Below are 22,837 nucleotides of genomic sequence, written 5' to 3' on the forward strand. Positions count from 1 at the left end.
GCGGTCAGGAGGTTGGTATGGGCGTCGATCAGGAACACATCGCTGATGGCCGGTTCACTGCAGTGCTGGAATCGCTCACGGTCAGTGGGGGCATGAGCTCGCTCGAACTGCTTTCGGCGGCCGGGTCGAGACTCCAGATCGAGGTGGGGGCAACGCCGGCAACCATCACTCCGAAGGGTCGACCACCGGTGTCGTTGACGTTGCGTGGCCAAAGCGATGCATTCAGCTGTGTCGCCATGTTCACGTCCATCGACGGGCTCTGGCCCAAACCGCTGACGCTCGATCTGGCTCTTGCATACATGGAATCCGGAATCCACACGGTGTTCGTCTTCGAATGATGTTCGGCCGCAGGTCGAGAACCATTCGGATACCCACCGTTGGAGGCGTGCGTACCTGTACGCCTGCGGTGGTGAACCGAACACAAGGCTGCCACGGCAGCAGTTGAAAGGACATCTACACATGACCTATGTCATTCCGCCCGCGGCTTCGAAGGACGACGCGTTCTTCTGGGAAGCCGCGAAAGAGGGCAAACTCGTTGCGCATAGATGTAATTCGTGCCGCACGTTGCAGCACCCCCCGGCACCGATGTGCGGGGAGTGCCAGAGCCTTGACTTTACAGTCGAAGAGCTGGCCGGGGGCGGCACTGTCCACAGTTGGATCGTCTCCAAACACCCGACAGAGCCAGACACGAACTCACGCATCGTCGCGCTCGTCGAACTCGACGAGGGCATCCGGATCGTCTCCAACCTCGTCACCGATGATGTGAACGACGTCCGCAATGGAGTCCGCGTGGCCGTAGAGTTCGTCACCTTCGGCGATGTGACGTTGCCGCAGTTTGCCATTGAGAAGAATGAGGCCTGAATCGTGAACAAATCAATCTTGAATCAGGCGGCGATCGCAGGCATCGGGCAGACCGAGTACTCCAAGAACTCAGGACGCAGCGAACTACAGCTGGCTTCCGAGGCAGTCAAGGCCGCAATCGCGGATGCCGGCCTGAACCCGGCGGACATCGACGGACTGGTCACTTTCAGTCACGACGAAACCGACGAACTTGCGCTGATGCGGAACGTCGGTATCGCGGAGACCAGCTGGGTATCTCGAACAGCGTTCGGCGGAAGCGGCGCTTCTTCGACCGTGCAACATGCTGCGGCCGCCGTGGCGTCCGGGGCTGCCAGCTCGGTGGTGATCTACCGGGCGTTCAACGAACGATCGGGCAAACGTTTCGGTCAGCCGTCGGGCTTCCAACTCGAGTCGATGAACATGTACCTGCCATATGGACTGGACACGCCCGCGAAGATCTACTCGCTGTGGTTCCAGAAGTACATGGACACTTTCGGTCTGACGAACGAAGACTTCGGGCTCTATTCGGTCCAAGCTCGCAAATACGCGTCAACAAACCCGGCGGCCTTCTTCTATGGGCGCCCGATCACCACCGAGGACCACCAGAAGTCGAGGTGGATCGTTGAGCCGATCCTTCGCCTGCTGGACTGCTGCCAGGAGAGTGACGGCGGTGTTGCCATCGTCGTCACCAGCGCGGACCGCGCAAAGGATCTCCCGCACCCCGTGGTTCGGGTCGCCGGAGCAACACTCGGCAACATGATTCACGGTGACAACATGTTCAACTACTACCATCCGGACACCGCCACCTTCCCGGAAGCCGAGACCTGCGGGCGATTGCTCTGGGACTCGACTGGCCTGAAGCCCAGCGATATCGATGTAGCGATGCTCTACGAGAACTTCAGTCCGGTGGTGTTCTATCAGCTAGAGGCGTTTGGCTTCTGCGGTCGCGGTGAGGCTCGAGATTTCATTGCCGACGGCGGAATTGCCATCGATGGTGCGACACCGGTCAACACGCACGGCGGCCTCCTGGGCGAGGCCTACATCCATGGCGTGAACAACATCGCCGAGGCCGTTCGCCAACTGCGGGGAACCGCTGCGAACCAGGTGGCTGACGCCAAGCACTCGCTAGTTTCCGCCGGGCGCTCTGCCATGATTCTCGCAAGGGACTGACTACGTTCGAGTTGTCCTGATCGGGTGGTGCAGTGAGGCAGCGATCTGCCATCACGAGGACAACGGCTGGCCGAACGATCCTTTCATGCGAAGACGCTCTGCCTTGAGGCGGAGCGTCTTCGCATGATTTATGGGCGAGTAGACGTGCCGTAACGGGGAATGCACAACTCCGCGCCGCTTTGATCCCAAAACCGCGCGCTCCGAACAGAGGAAATCCATTGGTAAAGAAGCACGTTCCGTCCTGGCATGACGACGAAGTCCGGGCGCTGTCTGAGCTAGCCGGCGGCTTTTTCGAGCGGGAGGTCGTGGGGCATTGCGAGAAATGGGACACTCAGCGGCGCATTGATCGTCAGGTGTGGCTCGAGGCCGGAAAGCTTGGCCTGCTGCTGTGTTCGGTTCCGGAGGAATACGGCGGTGGCGGTGGCACTTTTGCGCATGACCTGGCGGTCTTCGAGGCCCAGGGTTATTCTGGCGACCTCGCGTTCGGTGTCTCCGTGCACAGTGGCATCGTCGCGCACTACATCCTCGAGTACGGTACCGAGGCGCAGAAGAAGACATGGCTGCCCGGTATGGCGACCGGTGAGATCCTCGGGGCGATCGGCATGACTGAACCCGGCACCGGTTCGGATCTCAAAGCAATCAAAACCACAGCAATTCGAGACGGTGACGAGTACGTGGTCAACGGTTCGAAGACTTTCATCACCAACGGCTCCGCAGCCGATGTCATTGTGCTCGCGGTCAAAACCGACCCCAAGGCCCGTGCAAACGGGGTATCGCTATTGATCGTGGATCTTCGTGACTGCGAGGGCTTTTCGGTCGGCCGAGTGCTCGACAAAGTTGGTCAGCACGCCGCTGACACTTCGGAGCTGTCGTTCGTCGACGTGCGCGTGCCCGCGTCGAACCTACTCGGCGAGTCGGAAGGGCAGGGATTTGCGCAGCTGATAGCGCAGCTCGTGCAGGAGCGGCTCATCATCGGGGCGCAGGCAGCGGGCGCGATGGAGCGTGCGGTCGAGGAGACCGTCCGCTACACGAAGTCGCGGGAGGCTTTCGGGCAAACCATCTTCGACTTCCAGAACACCGCATTCGAGCTCGCTGAGTGTCAGACAATCGCGCGAACTTGCCGAACCTTCCTCGACTATTGCATCGAGCAGCACTTGCGCGGTGAGCTTGATCCGGCTGATGCTGCGATGGTCAAGTATTGGCTGACCGACAAGCAGTGTGAGGTCGTCGACCGTTGTGTGCAGTTACACGGCGGGTACGGCTATATGCGCGAATACCTCATCGGACGGATGTACGAGGACGCCCGTGTTCAGCGGATCTACGCAGGCGCGAACGAAGTGATGAAGGTGCTCATCGCGCGGTCTCTGTAGACGTGGTGGTCACATGCGGGTATGGAACACCTCGCCAGCAGATCAGCTGAGAATGTCGAGGCGGTGAACCGGTTGCGGTTTGCTTGGTGACTTCTCGGCCGCACGGGTCGACCACGCCTGTAACCACGTGCTCGGCGTCAGGCATATTTGACCACTGGGAGTTAGTAAGGTGGTCAAGGCTTCCCGGCTATTTCGCCACAATAGCGATCGATTACGCTCGCCAATTACTTGAACGGACTGTGCCGCGGGCTCGTAGGTGTCAGCGAAGGGTAGCGCCTGCGGTGCAGGCGTGACTGTGGCGGCGTCAATTTGCTACGAGTGAATCCTTGTGGCCGGTCTGCGGCCCCGTGGGTCGATGGCGCTAGTGGGGAAGTCTCACCGACGCTCTGCCACCGATCGACCTCGCACTGACCTCGGAGGCCGCCCATGGCGAAACATGTGCCGTCGGCGTGAAGGCCGAGTGTGCGCTGAACCGCGGCGGCGACCATGCCTCACCCACGCGAAGAGGATGTTTGTTGCGCTGATGGCGAGGTTCGTTCGTCTACCGGGACGCGTCGACGTGACGGCGATAGGGTCTGCCGCGTCAGACTTGGAAGATAGGTTCTCTGCATGAGCGTCCCAAAGCCAAACCAACACACGGGCCCGATGGCTGGCCACGTTCGGAAGGGCCGCGTCTACAAGTCCCCGCTCGCTGCGACGGGTGTGTTGGGTATCGCGAACTGGATCAAGGATGATTTTCCGGACCTTCTCTGGCCCGCACTTGTCCTGGCGGAGCAAGGTAATGACGGCATTCGACGGTTTTTGAAGTGGCAGAAGGCGGTCCAGGAAGCGCTGGCCCACCACGGGGAAGTCGACTGGGTCGCGGAATCGTTAGATGGACGCCTTACCCACCTCGCTGGTCTTGCCGCGAAGTTCCCCGATGTGGTCGGGGTCGTCATAGAGGAGGCCGACCGCCATGGGCTGCTTTCGGCAGATGTTCGTCGCGCGTTAGCGTCCTACCCTTTGTGCCCGGCGCCGTGGCTTGTTGGCGACGTCGAGGTCACACCTCCAGAGCAGAACGACCTGGAGTTTATTTGCGATGCACTGCTCTCGGTTCTGCGCGATGGCCATCGCGAGGCGCTCTTAAAATGCCTACGCATCTGGAGCACAGTGCAGGCGGGAACGTTTCGTTGCGATGCTCAGATGATCGAGCTCCTGAAGGACTACCCGGGTGACATGGCCAACCGTCCGTTGGCAGATACCGCAGTTCGCGCCTCGTGGGGCGCGCACAAGGCAATGGTGCGGGTCGAGGAACCTGACCACTACGACGAGGCAATCAAGTGGGCACGTGTGTTCTGGGGAGCGAACTCGATGACGTCACGATGTATCCGAAAGCGGCAGATCGAAAGCGTCGACGACGCCAATACCGAACTAGTCGGCGGCGATCCGGACGAACTGGCTGCCTCGGTCCCCTCGGACGAATCGGAGCCGACTCCCATTCCCGTGGGTGGTGAGAACCTGCGCAGGTTCACGATGGACGTGTTGAGTAGCTTCGTCGAGGCACTTGAGACAGCTCCGGCCCATCTTTATGTGAACGAACGGCAGGAGGTTGTGTCCGGGCTTGTGGCCCGCGCTGGGCGTGATCTGATCGCAGTGTTGGGTGCGCCCGACCTGTGGTGCTTGGAGCACGGAGCGCACATTGGACGGATGTTGGTGGAGACCAAGATCTACGTGCATTGGATGGCGCTGCAGGACCCGTCCATCTATCGGCAGTTCCAGGAGTACGGAGCCGGCAAGGCCAAGCTTTACGCGCGAATCGTCGACGAGGTGCCTGTCGAAGCGCGCACCGCCGGCTTTGGCGAGAGCATCGAGGAGCTGGAGCGTCTGAGCCACAACCACGACGTGCTCGATCACCGGACTGTAGATACCCGGGACACCTTCGCTGACGGCAAATCGATCCGCGCGATGGCGGAGGAAGCTGGCCTACTGGACTTCTACAGGCAGGCGTACTCGCTCTCGAGCGGGGTAGTTCACCTGGAGTGGTGGTCGGTCGAGGCGCACGCGATGGAACCCTGCCTGAACGTGCTCCACGGAATGCACCAGATCCCGAGCCTGTCGTTGAGCGAGGGTGGCAACGTTGAATTGGCGACTTCCTGGGTGGACCAGTTCTACTCCCTGGTACGTGCGGGCCTGAGCATTCTCGGCACTGACGAGGCCGCCGTCACTACAGCTTTCGCTTGGATGGACGACACTGACGAGCCATCAGGGCCATCCGCTTAGGGTCTCGCCACGTGATGTTTCTGGGCGTGGCGTACGCGTTGGCAAAGGTGCGCCGGTCAACGTTATGACTGGGAATACCAGGCCGTTGGACGACTGTAACTGGTGTTTGCTTCGGGGCGTCGCATTGTGGGTATGGAGGGTGTTTGGTGCTGTTGGTTTGCCCGCAGAATCGCCAGCAGCGGGCCATCGATCACAAACGCTGAAAACGCCCCCACTGCGACGATTCCACTCCTCAACACCGGCCAATGCTGGCAAACGTCCAGTTGATCGCGTTCGCATCGAGAAGGTCAGGGGTTCGATTCCACTTAGCTCCACTTAAAGTGCCAGGTCAGAGCCTTAGAATTGGGCTATGGCCCCTAGCAATCTTTAGGCGTTTCGCAGTAGGAGCCAATGCGTTCCGTTCTGAGTCAATATTCTCAGCGTTCCCGATCGCGACATCGAGTGCCGCTGCGACTGCCTCTAGCTCGTCATCAAATAGGTCAGCGTAGGTGTCAGGGTCATGTTGTTTTGGCATGGCCCAGCAATCTTTGAACTGTTTTCACGTTGGCCCCGACGGACACCGCGAAGCTTGCGGCCGAATCGTGTGGGGTGATCGTTGGGAATGTGTCGTCAGCCCTCTGACACGCTTTCACCGCAGTGGAGAACACCAGGAAACGGTAGTTCCTCACTCGAAGTACGTCCCCTCGCGAATCCGTGAACACAAGGTCGTCGCGAGACTGCCGACCATGAGCGCCGACTACTCGGCACCCAACGACTAGGGAACGGGACCGAAGGGCGCTCAGTCGTCTTTGGGGCTGACCACGTCAGGCCTTCGCCTCGGTGACCCTCCTGGAGATGTTCACCCGGCGCCGGAGCATGTCGAAGTCCTGCACCCGCAACGCTGCCATTTCGCCCCACCGCAAATCGGTGTAGGCCAGGAAACGAATAACCTCGGTGTTGCGCAAGGCCGCAAGCCTTGTGTGCAGCGGTATTCGGGCGCCGCCGTCGAGTTTGGGGAGCCGGCACCACAATCGTTCAATGTGACCTTCGATGGCTACTTCGCCAGGCTGTAAGCCACCACGGGCGCCGGCCTCTGAGGTGAGGATGCCCGATTTGACGAGCGGTTGACGTCGCTTCTTCAGAGATTCGGGAGGCAGTCGAATACCTCGGGCGCGGCGTCTGATCGACAACGGTGCGACGGCTTCCGGCCAGCTCAGTGACGGGCAGCAATGCGGTCCCCACTCGAGACCTTCACCCATACGCATAAAGGCGATAGCGCACATCCCGGTAGGGGTGGTCGATGGGCTGCGGTTGTGCGGATGGGCCGGCGTGCAGGTCGTTCGACAGGGTGGGCAGACAACGAACACTGTGTCTTCACACGCAGTTGGGTTCGTGGTCATTTGTCTGTCACAAGAAAAGATTACTTTGCAATCCTAATAAGTTGATTGTGTGTTGCGTACTTTGTCAACCGATGAATTGGAGTTCGAAATCAGTAGGTCGCATGGTGTGTCGAGAAGGGGCTTCTTGGGAGCCGTTGGGGTTGTGGGTATTGCCGGTGCTGCGTCCGCGTGCGCTGGGTCCAGCGCTGGGGAAATTCCAGATGCAGGCGGTTGGACGCCTGGAAGTCCGCGCCCGTTTTCTATTCCGAACCGACCCACGGAAAACCTGAAGGAACTTGCTTCCAACGAAGGGTTCTGGGATGCCGTCCGGGGCAACTACAAAATCGATGGCAGCATTGTCAATTTGGAATATGGGTTCTTTGGGCGAGCCGCGAACTATATCGAGGACACATTCTTTGACAAGTCGCTATTGATCAACACGTCGAACTCGAACTACATGAGGAGTTCGTACCCTGATGACGCCGAAGCTGTGCGCGCCCGGGTTGCGAGCGTCGCCGGAGTTGGTGTCGATGAGATCGCCCTGACCAGGGGAGCAACAGAGTCACTGCAACTACTCATCACGAACTACAAGAACCTTCGACCGGGCGACGAAGTCCTCTATGCCGACCTCGACTACGACTCGATGCAGTATGCGATGAATTGGCTGCAGGACCGTCGCGGAGTCCTCGTGCGGACCATGAACATCCCGGAACCTGCGACACATGACTCGGTCATGGACGCCTATCGAGCCGCACTGATACAGTATCCGGCCGTGAAACTGGTTCTCGCGACCCATATCTCGCATCGAACCGGGCTGGTCATGCCGATCGCGGAGATCACGGAATTGGCCGAATCCCATGGTGCAGATGTCATTGTCGACGCGGCACACTCATGGGGCCAGATCCCCTTCGACCTGCCGGACCTCAAGGCGCCATTTGTCGGCCTCAACCTGCACAAGTGGATGGGTGCACCGCTGGGTTGTGGTGCGATGTTCATCCGCAAAGACCGGCTGGGCGACATCGATCGCGACCTTGCCGACGAGGACAACGGCCCGGATGATATCCGCTCCAGGGTGCACACGGGGACCGCCAACTCGGCGAACTATCTGGCGGTTCCGGCCGCGCTCGAGGTCCACGAAGCCATCGGAGCGGATGCCAAACAGGCTCGTGTCCAATATCTTCGGGACTTGTGGGTGAACGAGGTCACCGGCCTGAACCGTATGCAGGTGCTGACTCCCGACGACCCGTCCATGTATGGGTCGTTGACGTCCTTCCGCATCGAGGGCAACACCACGAGGGAACAATCCACGGCTATCGTCTCGTGGCTGCGTGATGAAAAGGGCATCCTCACGGTGCGCCGTGGTGGCGTCGACAAGGGTGACGTCATTCGTGTGACGGTGGCCCCGTGGACCACCCCCGACCAGTGCGAGCAGTTATCGTCGGCGCTCAAGGAGGCGGTGACGATCTTCTGATGCATCGTGACGCCACGTCACTTCGCGTCTTCGTCGAGAATCGGTGCCATGGTTGCGGGGTGTAGTAGTTCAGGCCGCTGTGTCGGTGTTCGGTGGCGTAGGTGGGGAGAAACTGGGTGGTCCAGGTGCGGCGATGCGGTAGAAGGTGCGTTGCGAACATCTGATCACACCTTGGTCGAAGGCAAGCCAATAGGTTTGTACCACAGACAGATTGGTGTTCTTCTCTTCGTCTAGGACAGCTGCGATGCGTTCGCGTTCGGCGGGCGATAGTGCTGCGGGTTGGTGGCGCTGGTTCTGCGGTATCGGTGCGGTGACCGGCCGATAGTGCTGGTAGCTGCGGGTGCTGGTAGAACGTGGAGCGGGCCAATCCGGTCAGAGCGCAGTCACCCGATTGAGCCCACGGCGTTCGCCGGGCTCTCGCCCGGCGAGCGGTCGACAGCGACTCAGGCAAGCTCGTCAGGTTGCGGGTTCAGTTCGAGAATGCGGTCGACCGCGTCGTTGCCGAGGGTGACGAGTGTGGCCACCAGCTCGGCGCGTTCGAGCTTCACGTCGCCGCGCAGCCAGAGCGCCACCCCCTCGGTGGTACCTCCGACCAGCACGCGGGCGATGAGTTGAGCTCGCGGATCGTCGGCCCGGTTGCCTGCGAGCAGGGTCAGCAGCTGGGTGACGAAACGGGCCACCGCGTGATCTCGTGCTGCGCGGAGCCCGCGGTTGCCGGGGGCCTCGAGATACAGACGTGCGACCCGTGGATCGTCGAATGCGGTGAGGATTTCATCGACGGCGACTTCGATCAGTCGGGCTCTCGGTGCGTCCCTGTCGAGTTCCGCGGATGCTGCGGCGATGCGGTCGGCTACCTGCGCGAGCACGTCGGTCAGGGTTTCGCCGGTGAGGTCGTCGAGATTGGAGAAGCTCAGGTAGAGGTGCCGTTTGGAGACCGATGCACGCTCGCAGATCGCCCCCACACTCAGCGATTCGATGCCACTCTCGTAGTTGAGGTCGAGGACGGCCTCGGTCAGCCGGTGTCGGCGCGATAGGCGTCGCTCTGTGGCGCTTTGTCCACCGTAGGGCCGCCCAGCGGGCTCGGTCGTTGGCGTCACCCGCTCATAGTGCCATTGCGGGCGGTCGACTGTTCGAGGTGCAGGTCCACACGTTGACGAAGAAACAGTGTGCGATCTACTCTAAGTGAAACCGGAACGACACGGTTTCAGAATGGAGTCCGGATGCTGTGCTGCACGATCTTGCTGCTGCTGATGGTTGGCCTGCGCAAAGTCTTCCTCGTAGCCGGTTCGTGGGCGGGGCGGGAGGTCTCGCAGGCTGCCGCGATGCCGCCGGCCGCACGGCGGGTCGTCACACCGGAGCTGCCGGTGTCGGCGGTGGTGCAACGATGAGCGCGACGCCGGTTTTGCGGCCCGGTCGGTGGGTTCCGGCGCGTCTGTTGCCGCCGTCGCGGCCGCTGCTGTCGCCGGTGACCCGTGGCAAGTTCCGCAGAGTTGCTGCGGTGTACGCCCTTCTGTGGACTGGCGGCTTACTGGTCGCTGCCATGGGCAACCATGTGGCCGGCGTCGCGGCCATGGGGTTGCTGTTCCCGGGCGGCGGTCACCTGGCATCGGGTCATGTCGCGCACGCGGCGATGGCATTGGCCGCATTCGGGCTCGCTGTTCTGGTGTGGTGGATGATTGGTGCGGTCATCGCCCCGATCATCGTATGGCTGGCGTTCCTGCTCGAAGCGGCTGTCACTCATTCTCATTCCCATTTGTCGGTCACCTGGATCGCTATCACCGCCGGCCTGGTTCCGGGTGTGGTCGTGGTTGCGTTCGGTGTGCACGTCCTGCGTCACCGCCATCAGGTGGCGATCGCGCGGTCTCTGAACACCGAACTGGCAGAGGTCACGTATTTTCAAACCGCGGTGCCGTCGTCTCCCGAACCGCCAGTCGGTGAAGCCTCGGCGGACGACCTGGCGCATCTCCGCTTTGCGCTCGACCTTGCGTTGCAACCGTTGTCGGAGTTCGCCGGTTTCGATCGCCGCGACCAGTTCCGTGAGGCGGCTCTTCGTTATCAGCTCAGCATCTTGGGCTACGCGCTGTCGATGTACCGCTACACGCGGACCCCGGCGTTCTCCGGGTATCTGGCCGAAGCGCAGGAGAGGTCGATCCTGAAAATGGGGGACAAGCGGGTGTGGGGCTACTGGGCGCTGGAAAATGCCTGGGGACGACTGTCTCTAGGTCGAGATCCGGTCAACAACAACGACAACGTGATGCTGACCGGGTGGCAGGGCGCCGCAGTCGGGATGTACGAGAGTTTCGGCGACAGCAGGTTCTCGCGTCCAGGAGGGCTGACCTACACCTGGTCCGACGGACAGCAGTATCGGCACGACTTTCACGACCTCGCCGAGTCCATCCACCGCAATATGCACCGGTCGGCGTACACACTGTTCTCCTGCGAACCCCGCTGGATCTACCCCGTCTGCAACACCTTTGGGGTGAATACCCTCATCGCCCATGACCGACTACACGGTACGGGTTTTCATGCCGACCTCGACGAGGCGATCGCGCGCGCGTATGAAGACGAGTTCGCGCGCCCGGACGGCAAACTCATCGGTGTTCGTAACGAGAGCCTGGGGCTGTCGTGGAACATCTGGGCCAGCGAAGGCGTCAGCCTTCCAACTACCTACTGGATGAACGCCTTTCTGCCCGATCAGGCCCATCGGGCGTGGTGGCTGACGAAACGGGATTCGTTGGAGTTCGACGGGGAGCGTTTTCTCCTCCCTCGGACCGCGGCCAACCGATGCGATGTCGGCAACTACTCGTTCGGTAGTGACTCGTTCGCCCAGACCTTTCTCTCGCTGACAGCGCGCGAGATGGGAGATACCGAGATCGCAGACACCGCATTCGCTTACGTCGACGAGAAGGAACACGTCGAACGCCACGCCGGCGTCGCACGGTATGAAGGATTGTCCACGCAGGGCAACCTGTACTCGCTGCTCTCACGGTTCGCGCGGCCGTCGGCCAATCGCGACTTGATCGGCGCGGGGCTACCCGCCCATTGGCTCTCGGGCCCCCGTCTCGCCAGCGCAGCGTACCCGGACGTTCTCGTCGCCCGCGCCGTCACCGACGGCCGGGCACTGGACCTTGTTCTCTATCCCGGCAATGGCGGCACTCGCGCAACGCTGGTGGTCGATCAACTCCAGCCGCACCGCCGGTATACGGTGCCGGGATCGCTCGAAGCGACAGTCGATGCAGACCACAACGGCTGCGCCCGAATAGATCTAGACGTCGAGGGACGCACCGTCGTCCGAGTGGAGCCGATCTCATGACACTGCTCCCCGGCTACCTCGTGTCTCGGCAGATCGAAGGGTTGGATCCGGTCGCCGATGCTGATGAAATCGCTCGGCTGTCACTGGTGACCTTGCACGGCAATCCCGCGCTGACCTACGCCCTGTTCACCGTTGCATTCATGAAACAGGTTGCGGTGCCGACCATGGCCCGAATTCTGCACCGCCGCGGAGGTGGGGACATCATGCAGTTCCCGGCCCAACGCAACGACGACACCCTGCTGTTCTTCGGGCAACTGCTCGATCACGGACCGACTTCCCCGACCGGACGAGCGTGGATCGAACGCCTCAACCAGATTCACGCACATTTCCCGATCCGCAACGACGACTCGCTCTACACGCTCTCGACCCTTGCTCTCGATCCCCACCGGATCACCTCCGACCTCGCGCATTCGCCCTTCACTTCAACAGAATTGGAGGCGCAGTGGCACTTCTGGCGGTCGGTGGCCGAGCTGCAAGGACTCCACGGCGTGCCCGGGACGCGGGACGAACTCCAAAGTTGGGCATCGTCTTACGAGCAGCGCGAGTTCGCACCGAGTAGTGAAGGTCGCGCTGTCGCGAGATCTCTCATCGACGCCTTCGGGGACCGAGTTCTGCCCGGGTACCTGCGGAAGCATGCGGACCGGATCATCTCAGCCTTCTGTCCACCGAATCTTCGCGACATCCACGACTTACCCCACCCCTCGCGGCCATTGCAACTCGCGACGAGAGTGGCAGTCGCCGGTTATGCGCGGTCCACTCCGATACGTCTGGTCGACCTCGACCGATCCATGGTCGAGACCTTCGGTGTCCGGAAATACGGCGAGCGAAAGCCGTCAGAAGTTGGCTACCGACGGTCAACGCGCGGCAGTGGACGGTAGCGACGGTGCCGTTGCTGCCAGTTGAAGGATGGCCAGCCCTCGCCGGACAAGATGTTCGGTGAGGGCTTGCCGCTGTCAGCGGCCGATTCTTCACTCGCTATGTCGACTTTCGACCGGTCGATTGTCAGAGCTGGCTTCAGAGCTCCGGACCGCCGGGTATGCCGGCATGATAGTGTCCGGCGGTCCAACCGCCGTCGACTGCGATTTCGGCGCCGCTCATGTAGCTTGCTTCATCGCTCGCGACAAAAGCGGTTACGCGTGCCACCTCTGGCGGTTCGCCGATGCGGCGCAACGGAACCCGGGCGTAAGCGGCGTTGAGCGTGTCTCCGGTTTCGCCGGTCGGGTTACCCATCGGTGTGTTGATTCCGCCAGGGTGCACGGAGACCACTCGGATCACCGGTCCCAACTCCAGGGCCTGCGCTTTCGTCAGACCGCGAACCGCCCATTTGCTGGCCACATAAGGACTCATCCCGTTGGTGCCTCGCAAACCGTCCAGCGACGAAATATTGACGACGACACCTGAACCGGATTCCCTCATGGTGGAGGCGACAGTCTTCACCCCCAACATCGAACCCATGATGTTGATCGAGAACAATCGCAGAATCTGTTCGGGAACAACGTCTTCGACGCCGACAAAATATTGGATTCCGGCGTTGTTGACCAGAACATTTACCTTGCCGTGCGAACGCAGAGTGTGCGAAAGTGTCCTTTGCCAGTCGGATTCGTTGCTGACGTCCAAGCTGCAGTACGACGCTGCATCACCCATCTCGGCGGCGAGTGTTCGGCCCGCATCTTCGGCAACATCGGCGATGACGACCTGGGCACCCTGTTCGATCATCACCCGGACTGTGGCCGCCCCCATGCCCTGTGCGCCACCGGTGACAATCGCGACTTTTCCTTCTAACCTGTTCACTTCGTGCTCCTTTCACAATCTGAATGTTCCTATTATTTCGATGTGCGGCGAGTGAACTGCAAGTCCTCCGGGTGCGGTTCCCGAAGCATCGTCCAGTAGTCCACGAGACGCCACGGACACGGGACAATGGGACGGCCCAGGCTGTTTCGGTAGTAGCCGGTCGCGTCTTTGCCCGGATGTGCCCACACCGTCTTGTCCAGCGCTTCGTCGACTCGATGGTTGTACTCCGCAAGCGCTTCCGGTTTGACGTCCATTGCTGAATAGCCGTTTTCAACCAGATACTGCAGACATTCGACGATGTAGTGGACGTGCTCTTCACTGGTGATGTTATGGCCTGCACCGTGATTCGGTGCTGCGTTTGGTCCTGCGGTCACGAACAAGTTGGGAAATCCGTCGATCTGAATGCCCATATAGGCACGGGGATCGTCGCCGTCTTTCCACCTGTCGGCCAACCGTTCTCCATGACGGCCGGTGATGTCGATGTACGAGGCGTACTCCACCTTGAATCCGGTGGCAAGGATGATGACATCTGCGGCTATGAACTCACCATTGCTGAGCGTCATACCGTCCCGGTGTACTTGGCGCGGAGACGCCCGGTGCAGCGAAACATTGTCTCTCTTCAAAGATTCCAGGAATCCAGGGTCTTTGACAATCCTCTTGGAATAGGGCCGGATGTCCGGCGTCAGTTTCTCACGCAGGTCTGGTCGATCCGGGAACGACTGTTCGAGATACGCAAGAGAGACCTGCATGACCAGGTCGTTCTTGGGTGACACCGATAGGTGAGTCGCGGCCCACTCCGGATCGATCCGCGCATTCATATACAAATTGTCCGAAACGAACCAGTAAGCCCTCAGTCGAAACCAGTTCTGAAAGAACGGGAGATGGCGCATAGCCCACCTCTCGGCCGGTGGCACCTCGTTGATGACGGTCTTTTCCGGCACTATCCAATGGGGACTGCGGACGACGGCAGTCAATTGAGCAACGTCGTCGACGATGTTCGGAATGACCTGCACTGCAGTGCAACCCGTGCCGATTACAACGACGTTTTTGCCCTTGAGGTCGAGCTCTGGATCCCATTCCGCGGTATGGATGACGGTGCCGTCGAACTCAGTGAGTCCCGGGATATCGGGAATGTTCGGGGAGTTGAGAACGCCCAAGGCAGTGACAACGGCGGCAGCCGTATGTGTCTCCGGGGCAGCGTTGGCTGACTGGGTGACGACCGTCCATCGCTGGCAGGATTCATCCCATTGTGCCGACAGCACTCTCGTCGACAGGCGGATGTTCGGTAACAGGTCGTACTTCTCGGCGACCGCGTGCATGTAGTCGAGGTACTCCGGACCCGCGGGGTAGTAGCGGGTCCAGTCCGGATTCAGTTCGAATGAGTATGAGTAGTAGTGGCTGGGGGTGTCGACCGCGGCGCCGGGATAGATATTCCGTGACCACGTGCCACCGATGTCGTCGCGGGCTTCGAATACGGTGTAGCCGAATCCGGCTTCGCCCAGTTTGATCGCCGCATTCAGCCCAACCATCCCCGCGCCAAAGACGATGACGTCGAAGTCGGTGGGAGGTGTTTTGGTGACGGGCACATGACGGCGGTCCAGCTCGAAACCTGCCTGTTCCATCAAGAGGGGGATGAACTCGTCGTCCACCGGGCCGGCCGTGCACAAAGACGCCATCCGCGCGAACAGCTCGGAGTCGGGGACTCCGAGCGTCGCTGACAGATCTGTGGTGAGTACTTGCCTGGCGCGCGTGCGTATCTCGTCGACGACCTCGGCCGGATACTGTCCAGGGGCCAACGCCGCGGGCCCCGCACCCGCACCGTGTTGGGCCTGCGATCGGGTTGCTTCTTCCCTTAGTGCCGTCTGCGCCTTCGCCAGTTTGTCCTCGAACTCATCGAGCAACGACAGATCGCCGGTTACGTGCACCATCGACATCAACAGCGGGGCGGGCTCGGCTTCACTGATTGCAGACATCAGCGCATCGTGGGTGATCTCCGCGGATGTGGAGACCTCGCTGGGAATCGTTGTCATCAGGGTCCTTTCGATTGATCACCGCGACGAATCGGATCTGGAATCGCGAGCTGAAAAGCTGACTCGGCACACCGCACGAAGCGGGCCGAGGTAAGAGGTGCACGACCCTGGACGGGTCGCGTTACTGCCCAGTTGTACGGGTTCGCCGGTTCGCCGGGGGATCCATCTCCCGCTGGACGGGAACGTTTGGACTGCTACTCCGGTGCGGGTTGTCATGCTTCACAGGTATCCGGTGAAACACGGAAAGCGTCCTCGTAGACAGAATCGGAGCGAGCCATGCCATTGTCGCCTGAAGCCCAGCAGATCGTAGATGCGGCCGCGACGCGGTTTCCCGGTGGAATGAGCGCCATGTCGGTGACAGCCTTGCGCACAGCGCTGGATGTCGGCGCCGTTGTGCCCTCGACAACGATCCATGAGCGCTTTGACCTCCGTGTCCCCAGCGCGAGCGGCGGTGTGCCCGTCCGGGTATATCGACCGTCGTCTGAGGCCGAACTGCCTGTTGTGCAGTGGATGCACAGCGGGGGATTCGTGATCGGAGGCCTCGACCAGAACGACGAGTATCTGCGTCGGCTGTGCAATGCTGCGCACGTGGTGGTCGTTTCGGTCGATTACCGGTTGGCACCGGAACACCCGTATCCGGCTGCGATCGAGGATGTCCGCGCAGTCTGGGAATGGGTCCTGACCAGTCCCGTCGAACTCTGTGATCGCGTCAAGTCGATCGCGATCGCCGGCGAAAGTGCCGGGGGCACACTCACGCTGGCGCTGGGGCAGCAGCTAAAGGATGAGAACAGATCTCTGCCGCATGCGCAGATCTGTTTCTACGGAACTGCCGAGACCAGGATATCCAATCCGGACCTTTCGACGAGCCTGCTCAGTCCAGAGGACTGTGAATGGTTCTGGGATCAATACGTGCCCCTGGCAGCGGATCGCAGGAACCCGTACGTCAGCCCCGCCTGCGCTACGGATTTGTCCGGTCTTCCGCCGACACTTGTGGCGACCGCAGAAATCGACGCGACCAGAGACGCAACGGAATACCATGCTCGACGCCTCGAGGCCGCCGGCGTGCAGGTTCAACTGGTGCGGTACGACGGAATGATGCATGGTTTCGCGACCATGCTGACGACCTTGGAACCTGCCGCGAGGTTGTTTGATCGGACGGTGGACTTCCTGCGGCGCACCCTCCACGACCGAGTCTGACCACCCACACCGGCGCGACGGTTCGAGGCAGTGTGGGGCAGGTGGTTGGCTTCCATTGAATGGGATGACGTGGTTTCACACCTCACAGCTGCGCTTATGGTCATCCGTGAAGCGAGTGTGACCCACTTCACGAAGAAGTGGGCGCCCAAGTTGAAACCGTCTCACGGCGAGTGTCGATCAACGGCGAAAACTGTTGGTGTGTAGGTGATCAACGTTGATGCCCCGTCCGGGTCCTTCGGGTCCCGTTTTCCTCGAAAGGTCTTTCACCATGACCAATGCTGTCGGCGAAACCGTTGCTGCCGCCATCGCAGATGCCAAGGCACGCCTGTTTGAGCCTCGGAAGATCTCGAGCGGGTACTCCTGGCCCGAATGCCCACGGTGGCATAGCAACACCTTCTGGTTCACGGATATGTACACCGGCACAATCAAGAAGCTCGATGCCGATGGGCGGGCGACGGTGGTAATCGACGCCAACGGTCGCGCCGCAAACACCGCTGTACCAATTGTTCTCGGTGGTTTCGGATGGCTCCCCGATGGCAGGCTCATCGTGAACTCGATGCACGAGAAGCTCGTTCTGGTCCATGGAGGTGGCGCACCTGATGATCTGTCTGTCTATGCAGATGTCTCGGAGTTGTCACTCGCGGCCACCAACGACATGGTGGTGGACGTCGACGGCCGCGCCTACATCACCCAACTCGGATTCGACCTCTTCAAGGGCGATGAGCCGGTGGCCTCACCGCTGATAGTCGTGGAGCCGGATGGTTCGGCGACAACGCCGGCCGGTGTGGGGCCGCTCATGTGTGCCAACGGGATTGCCCTGAGCGCAGACGGCACGAAGCTGTACACCGCGGAGGTGATGGCCAACAAGATCACCGTGATAGACCGATCACCTGATGGAACTCTTGGAAATGCAAGAGATTTCGCCTCCTGCCCGTTCCTCCCGGACGGAATCGGACTCGACGACGAGGGTGGGGTGTGGGCGGCCATGCCGGGTAGTGGTCACGTCGTTCGTTTCACCGAGGATGGCATCACCGATGCAATCGAGTTGCCCCTCGCTGAGGGTGTTGCGTCGGCATGCCTCCTGGGTGGACCCGACCGCAGCACGCTGTACATGACCGTGGGGGTCGAGGTCTTCGACTTCGAGAAGTCTGCACGTGAAGCGCAAGGATCCATCTGGGTGGCCGACGTCAGGAATCGCGGCGGCGACACCCGCCCCTGAATTCAACATCCAACGGCAGAAAGTCAAGGGAAATCAGCATGGAAACATTGGACTTTGCGCAGAGAGTCGTGATCGTCACCGGAGCGGGCCGGGGCATCGGCCGAGCGCACGCACTACTGCTGGCATCACGCGGTGCATCGGTGGTGGTCGGAGATTTGGGTGCCCGCACCGATGGTTCGGGTACCGATGGTGACGATCCGGCAGCTGAGGTGGTCGCCGAGATCATCGCGGCCGGCGGCAGCGCAGTGGGGTGTACGGGCGACGTCTCGTCCGATGAGGGCGCATCTGAACTCGTGCAGACCGCGATCTCGTCGTTCGGGCATCTCGACGCGGTCATCAACAATGCCGGAATCGTACGCACCGCAGCCTTTCGGGACGTCCCCGACGCGGAGTACCAGCGGCACCTCGACGTTCACTACTTCGGGACGCTGCGCGTGTGCCGCGCAGCCTGGCCGTATCTGGAGGCCTCTGGGTCAGGGCGGGTGATCAACACGATCTCGCAGGCGATGTTGGGCAACCCGGGAATGGCCCACTACGGCGGATCCAAGGGCGCCGTGTTCGGATTGACCCGCAACCTGGCGATCGAGGGATACGAAGCGGGCATCCGGGTGAATGCGATCGCACCCGGCGCAGGCACCCGTATGGCCGAGGCCTCCGCTGACACGTTGTCACCGGAGATCATGGAGTACATGCGGACGGCTCTGCTGCCGGAACACGTTGCACCGGTGGCGGCTTATCTCGCCCACGCATCGTGCGAGATGACCGGGGAGGTCTTCAATGTGGCCGGAGGAACCGTCAATCGTCTTGCGCTGCTGAACACCGTGGGCATTCACGAACCCGGACTGACGGTCGAGACGGTTGCCGAGAGGATCGACCAGATCATGGCCATCACTCCCGACGCCGTGCCCCAAATCGTCATTCCGGCGCAGTTGCCGGTGTCCTGATTCATTTACCAGCCTGATCGGAGTCACCCATGAGCACAACGGAAGCCACCGCCCCACAGACTGAATATCCATTCGGACCGGTCACCCCAGATGACGCGGTCGATCGGTACCGTGCGATTGCAGCCGATCGGCCGATGACCAAGATGACCATGCCCATCGGAGGTGACGTCTGGGTGCTTCACCGCAACAATGCCGCCCGAAAGATGCTCAGTGACCCCCGCTTTGTGCGCGAACCGTTCCGGACCGGCGAACGTCAGATCCCGTACTTCGTGGAATTCCCCGACTTTCTGAAGAGCACCATCCAATTCGAGGATCCTCCGCACCACACCAAATTGCGCAAGCTCGTCCAGCGGGCGATCTCACCCAAGCGTGTGAAGGCGATGCGCGACTCGGCCGTCGAGTTCGCAAATCAACTGATCGACGAGATGGTCGCCAAGGGTGCAGCAGCCAATCTCGTCGCGGATTATGCAGTGGCGCTTCCCATCCAGATGATTTGCAATCTGCTCGGGGTGCCGCCGGAGGATCGGGCAAAATTTCAGAAGTGGAGTTCGTCGACCCTCGCGACGGCGAATATGCCCGAAGAAGAGGTCACCGCGAACATGACCGAGTTGGTCGTGTACATGATGGCATTGATCGACGAGCGCCGGAGCGAGCCCCGTGAGGATCTCTTGAGCGACCTCGCCAACGCTCGGGACAAGGACGACAGCCTCACCGACGGCGAGATCTTGCCGATCGCGCTGATCCTCATCATCGCGGGATTCGACAACACGGCCAACTTCATCTGCGCCGGTGCGCTTTCCTTGCTGCGCAATCCCGACCAGTTGGCGATTTTCCTGGAAGATCCGGACGGTGTCGCGCCGACAGCGGTCGAGGAAGTCCTTCGTCACGGACGCATGGCGTTGGGTGAGACGGTCACCGGTGGAGGTGGTCTCGTGCCGTTCGTCGCCACCGAGGACGTCGAGATCGACGGCATGGTGATCGCGAAAGGTGAAGCGGTTCTGGTCGACCCGGCCGCGGTCAACCACGACGGCATCTCGTTCGAGCATGACGAGAAGTTCGACATCCAGCGCAGCCACAACCCGCACCTGACCCTGAGCTACGGGCTGCATCATTGCCTGGGCGCGCCGCTGGCGCGTATGGAGATGCAGGTGGGGTTGGCAGAACTGTTCAAACGTCTGCCGGGTCTCGAGCTCTCCGGTGATGCGGTCATCGATCAGGACAACCTGACCCTTCCGATCACCGACATGCCGGTGACCTGGTAGGAGAGCTGATGCCCAAAGTGTTTTACGTCGAGCCTGATGGCTCGGAGCGGGTCATCGACGGCGTGGTGGGTGACTCGGTGATGTCGACCGCAGTCCGAAATGGCGTGCGTGGCATTGTCGGCCAATGCGGTGGCACACTGTCCTGCGCCACCTGTCACGTGTATCTCGCAGCCGACGATCAACAATATTTCGGGGGACCCGGCGAAGACGAGGAAGACATGCTCGAGTGCACCGCGGCCGATCGCGAGGACACATCACGGCTGTCGTGCCAGCTCGAGCTTCGCGATGGCATCGATATCCACGTGACGATTCCCGACGAGCAGGTCTGAGAGCGTGCCCGACACACATCCTGGTGAGGGTTTCTCTGCGAATGATGTTGTGGTGGTGGGTGCGTCACACGCAGCAGTGCATTTCGCCGACCGTCTTCGAGCCGGCGGCCACGACGGAGCGATCACGCTGGTGTCGCAGGAGTCTCACCTGCCTTACCAGCGCCCACCGCTGTCGAAGTCCTGGTTGAAAGGCGAGGCCACCGAGGAGAGCATTGTCCTGCGTAGTGCGGATTACTACGCGGACAACAATATTGAGCTCATCACCTCCTGCCGGGTGCATCGCATAACTCGCACCCGCAGCGGTGGGGTGATGCTTGCTATGCGGTACGCGGACGGAAGAGCGACCGAACGCAGGTTCGGCCGTCTCGTACTCGCCACGGGTGCCGGTGCACGTCGGCTGGCGCTGACCGGCGCCGATCATCCGGATGTTGTCGTTCTTCGAGACCTCGATGACGCCCGCCACCTGGCCGCGCGTATTCCGGCTGGACCGCTGGTGGTTATCGGTGGTGGCTTCGTCGGACTCGAGGTCGCTGCGACGATGCAAGCTCTCGGGGCCGATGTGACCGTCGTGGAGGTGGGCCCTCGCTTGATGGGACGTGCGGTTGGCACCGGGACCGCCGAATTCATGCGTCAAGCGCACCGCGACATGGGCGTTCAGGTGTTACTCGGCGCCCAACCCGCCGAGATCTTGACCGGGCCAGACGGCATCCATGCGGTGCGCTTGTCCGACGGCACTGAACTTCCGGCGTCCACGGTACTCGTCGGAATCGGTGCCGTACCGCGCACCGAACTCGCCACTCAACTCGGCCTGGCCTGCGACAACGGCATCGTCGTCGACGAGCGATGCCTGACCTCCGACGGTTCGACCCTGGCGATCGGGGACTGCACGATGCAGATCTCCTCCGACGGAACCCGGACCCGGCTGGAGTCGGTGGACAATGCGATCGAGCAGGCCAACGCAGCGGCGAGGACGGTGCTCGCCGCCGCCCGGCACACCCGACCGGCACCGTGGTTCTGGTCTGATCAGGGGGACTGGAAGATCCAGATGGTGGGCAACGCGACGGGGCACACTTCGGTGGTCACCCGTACAGACCCGGCGAAGCCGCGACGATTGGTCACCTTGTATTTCACCGGCGACTCGTTGACCGGAGCTGAGTGTGTGAACGCGCCCGCCGATTTTGTCGCCCTGCGCTCGGCGTTGAGCCGGGGACACCACCCGACGCGGGAAGTGCTGGCAGACAGCACGATACCGCTGAAGAAGCTCTTGACCGCCGCGAGCAGCTAGGCAACGTCCGGTGCACTGAGCTGCCGAAAACGGGCGGCGACGATCGCGCCGACCTCGCTCACAGCGTGTCGGGCACGCGCGACGTTCGCAGTCTGCATCGCGAAACCGTGACCGACGCCCGGGTAGCGCAGTAGGGCGGTCGGCACGTTCGCTTCGCGTAGGCGGTGACCGTAGTCCTCGACCCCATCGCGCAGTGGATCGGCGTGGCCCACCGCGATGACTGCCTGGGGCAGTCCCGCCAGGGATGTAGCCGTTGCCGGAACTCCGTAGCAGTCGTCCTCGGCCGGATTGTCGCCGAGGTACAGGTTCTTCATCCAGTCGATGTCCTGGGCGCTGAGAAAGGGACTGTCACCGAATTGGTGCATGGAGGGGCGATCGGTGCGCCGTTCGACACCGGGGTAGAACAGGACCTGCTGAAAGACGTCTGGCCCTCCCGCGTCCCGGCTGCGTAGCGCGGTCGCGGCGGCAAGTCCGCCGCCGGCGCTGTCGCCGCCGACACCGATGCGGCGCGCGTCGACACCCCATTGTTTCGATGTGTCGTGCAACCAGGCCAAGGCGGCATAGGCTTCGTCGTTGGCCACCGGATACGTATGCTCGGGCGCGAGCCGGTAGTCCACATTCACCAGCACTGCCGCGGTCGCGTCGGCGACCTCGCGGGCGAGCCGGTCGAATGAGTCGAGCGATCCCATGATCATGCCTCCGCCGTGGTACCAGACCAGTGCCGGAGCGTGCGTCTGCGGGGCCGACCAGGGGTGATAGACCCGGACCGGCAATAGGCCGTGGGGCCCATCGATGGTGGCGTTGTCGACTGTTCGCATCGGCGGTCCTGGCGGTCTGACGATGGATTCCAGTGTTTGCCGGGCGGCGACGACGCCCACGACGTGCATCGGCCGCGACCCTGCCTCACGCATGCGGCGGACGATCGCCGCGACGTCGGGATCCCAAACGCCTTGATCCGGGTCGTCGGTGTTCGGCAAATCGGTGGTGTGCGCGCTCATG

Annotated in this window: 20 protein-coding genes; 15 read left to right on the forward strand and 5 right to left on the reverse strand. The window is 61.6% G+C overall.

What is annotated here, in order from left to right; genetic code table 11:
• Nucleotides 1-17: 17 nt before the first annotated feature.
• The 5 genes from AC1TQG_RS13785 (at nucleotide 18) to AC1TQG_RS13805 (ending at nucleotide 5,639) form a co-directional block, all read left to right on the forward strand.
• On the forward strand, nucleotides 18-338 hold the full coding sequence (locus AC1TQG_RS13785; RefSeq protein ID WP_482137737.1) for a hypothetical protein: 321 nt from the start codon (nucleotides 18-20) through the stop codon (nucleotides 336-338).
• Nucleotides 339-459: 121 nt separating this feature from the next.
• Nucleotides 460-861 (forward strand): Zn-ribbon domain-containing OB-fold protein, encoded by a 402-nt coding sequence (locus tag AC1TQG_RS13790; RefSeq protein WP_482137739.1) that lies wholly within the window; start codon nucleotides 460-462, stop codon nucleotides 859-861.
• A 3-nt stretch (nucleotides 862-864) separates the two neighbouring features.
• Nucleotides 865-2,010 (forward strand): thiolase C-terminal domain-containing protein, encoded by a 1,146-nt coding sequence (locus tag AC1TQG_RS13795; protein ID WP_482137741.1) that lies wholly within the window; start codon nucleotides 865-867, stop codon nucleotides 2,008-2,010.
• 218 nt (nucleotides 2,011-2,228) lie between these two features.
• The gene (locus AC1TQG_RS13800; RefSeq protein ID WP_482137743.1) at nucleotides 2,229-3,380 is read left to right on the forward strand and encodes an acyl-CoA dehydrogenase family protein; all 1,152 of its coding nucleotides are present in this window, start codon (nucleotides 2,229-2,231) and stop codon (nucleotides 3,378-3,380) included.
• 609 nt (nucleotides 3,381-3,989) lie between these two features.
• Nucleotides 3,990-5,639 carry a DUF5677 domain-containing protein gene (locus tag AC1TQG_RS13805; protein ID WP_482137745.1) on the forward strand — a complete coding sequence of 550 codons (1,650 nt, stop codon included), beginning with the start codon at nucleotides 3,990-3,992 and terminating at the stop codon, nucleotides 5,637-5,639.
• An 803-nt stretch (nucleotides 5,640-6,442) separates the two neighbouring features.
• Here the strand turns inward: AC1TQG_RS13805 and AC1TQG_RS13810 are convergent.
• Nucleotides 6,443-6,877, reverse strand: a complete 435-nt coding sequence (locus tag AC1TQG_RS13810; RefSeq protein ID WP_482137747.1) for a hypothetical protein — start codon at nucleotides 6,875-6,877, stop codon at nucleotides 6,443-6,445.
• 577 nt (nucleotides 6,878-7,454) lie between these two features.
• On the opposite strand from AC1TQG_RS13810, the gene AC1TQG_RS13815 reads away from it, so the two are divergent.
• Nucleotides 7,455-8,468, forward strand: coding sequence for an aminotransferase class V-fold PLP-dependent enzyme (locus AC1TQG_RS13815; RefSeq protein WP_482137749.1), 1,014 nt, complete (start codon nucleotides 7,455-7,457; stop codon nucleotides 8,466-8,468).
• A 443-nt stretch (nucleotides 8,469-8,911) separates the two neighbouring features.
• Here AC1TQG_RS13815 and AC1TQG_RS13820 read toward each other — a convergent pair whose 3' ends face one another.
• Complete coding sequence (locus AC1TQG_RS13820) at nucleotides 8,912-9,565, reverse strand: TetR family transcriptional regulator (RefSeq protein WP_482137751.1); 654 nt, start codon at nucleotides 9,563-9,565, stop codon at nucleotides 8,912-8,914.
• Nucleotides 9,566-9,688: 123 nt separating this feature from the next.
• Here AC1TQG_RS13820 and AC1TQG_RS13825 point away from each other — a divergent pair, with 123 nt between their 5' ends.
• Genes AC1TQG_RS13825 through AC1TQG_RS13835 form a run of 3 tightly spaced genes read left to right on the forward strand, consistent with a single transcriptional unit; the run spans nucleotide 9,689 to nucleotide 12,659 of the window.
• Nucleotides 9,689-9,856 carry a hypothetical protein gene (locus AC1TQG_RS13825; RefSeq protein ID WP_482137753.1) on the forward strand — a complete coding sequence of 56 codons (168 nt, stop codon included), beginning with the start codon at nucleotides 9,689-9,691 and terminating at the stop codon, nucleotides 9,854-9,856.
• Complete coding sequence (locus tag AC1TQG_RS13830) at nucleotides 9,853-11,781, forward strand: linalool dehydratase/isomerase domain-containing protein (RefSeq protein ID WP_482137755.1); 1,929 nt, start codon at nucleotides 9,853-9,855, stop codon at nucleotides 11,779-11,781. Before AC1TQG_RS13825 ends, AC1TQG_RS13830 begins: the two co-directional genes overlap by 4 nt.
• A complete protein-coding gene (locus tag AC1TQG_RS13835) occupies nucleotides 11,778-12,659 on the forward strand; it encodes an oxygenase MpaB family protein (protein ID WP_482137756.1) in 882 nt (293 codons plus the stop codon). Before AC1TQG_RS13830 ends, AC1TQG_RS13835 begins: the two co-directional genes overlap by 4 nt.
• A 136-nt stretch (nucleotides 12,660-12,795) precedes the next feature.
• Here AC1TQG_RS13835 and AC1TQG_RS13840 read toward each other — a convergent pair whose 3' ends face one another.
• Both AC1TQG_RS13840 and AC1TQG_RS13845 read right to left on the reverse strand, forming a co-directional pair.
• Nucleotides 12,796-13,572, reverse strand: coding sequence for a glucose 1-dehydrogenase (locus AC1TQG_RS13840; protein WP_482137758.1), 777 nt, complete (start codon nucleotides 13,570-13,572; stop codon nucleotides 12,796-12,798).
• A gap of 32 nt (nucleotides 13,573-13,604) precedes the next feature.
• Entirely contained in the window at nucleotides 13,605-15,602 is a 1,998-nt protein-coding gene (locus tag AC1TQG_RS13845) for a flavin-containing monooxygenase (protein WP_482137760.1), read from the reverse strand.
• A gap of 276 nt (nucleotides 15,603-15,878) precedes the next feature.
• Between AC1TQG_RS13845 and AC1TQG_RS13850 the strand changes: the two genes are divergently transcribed.
• From AC1TQG_RS13850 to AC1TQG_RS13875, 6 genes are all read left to right on the forward strand, one after another.
• Nucleotides 15,879-16,799 (forward strand): alpha/beta hydrolase, encoded by a 921-nt coding sequence (locus AC1TQG_RS13850; protein WP_482137762.1) that lies wholly within the window; start codon nucleotides 15,879-15,881, stop codon nucleotides 16,797-16,799.
• A 268-nt stretch (nucleotides 16,800-17,067) separates the two neighbouring features.
• Nucleotides 17,068-18,018 (forward strand): SMP-30/gluconolactonase/LRE family protein, encoded by a 951-nt coding sequence (locus AC1TQG_RS13855; RefSeq protein ID WP_482137764.1) that lies wholly within the window; start codon nucleotides 17,068-17,070, stop codon nucleotides 18,016-18,018.
• 38 nt (nucleotides 18,019-18,056) lie between these two features.
• Nucleotides 18,057-18,962 carry an SDR family NAD(P)-dependent oxidoreductase gene (locus AC1TQG_RS13860; RefSeq protein ID WP_482137765.1) on the forward strand — a complete coding sequence of 302 codons (906 nt, stop codon included), beginning with the start codon at nucleotides 18,057-18,059 and terminating at the stop codon, nucleotides 18,960-18,962.
• Nucleotides 18,963-18,991: 29 nt separating this feature from the next.
• Complete coding sequence (locus tag AC1TQG_RS13865) at nucleotides 18,992-20,224, forward strand: cytochrome P450 (RefSeq protein WP_482137767.1); 1,233 nt, start codon at nucleotides 18,992-18,994, stop codon at nucleotides 20,222-20,224.
• 8 nt (nucleotides 20,225-20,232) lie between these two features.
• On the forward strand, nucleotides 20,233-20,553 hold the full coding sequence (locus AC1TQG_RS13870) for a 2Fe-2S iron-sulfur cluster-binding protein (protein WP_482137769.1): 321 nt from the start codon (nucleotides 20,233-20,235) through the stop codon (nucleotides 20,551-20,553).
• A 4-nt stretch (nucleotides 20,554-20,557) separates the two neighbouring features.
• The gene (locus AC1TQG_RS13875) at nucleotides 20,558-21,838 is read left to right on the forward strand and encodes an NAD(P)/FAD-dependent oxidoreductase (protein WP_482137771.1); all 1,281 of its coding nucleotides are present in this window, start codon (nucleotides 20,558-20,560) and stop codon (nucleotides 21,836-21,838) included.
• On the opposite strand, the gene AC1TQG_RS13880 is transcribed toward AC1TQG_RS13875, so the two are convergent.
• Nucleotides 21,835-22,836, reverse strand: a complete 1,002-nt coding sequence (locus AC1TQG_RS13880) for an alpha/beta hydrolase (protein WP_482137772.1) — start codon at nucleotides 22,834-22,836, stop codon at nucleotides 21,835-21,837. The genes AC1TQG_RS13875 and AC1TQG_RS13880 overlap by 4 nt on opposite strands.
• Nucleotide 22,837: the final 1 nt, after the last annotated feature.

The sequence above is a fragment of the Williamsia sp. Y844 genome, assembly GCF_056786475.1.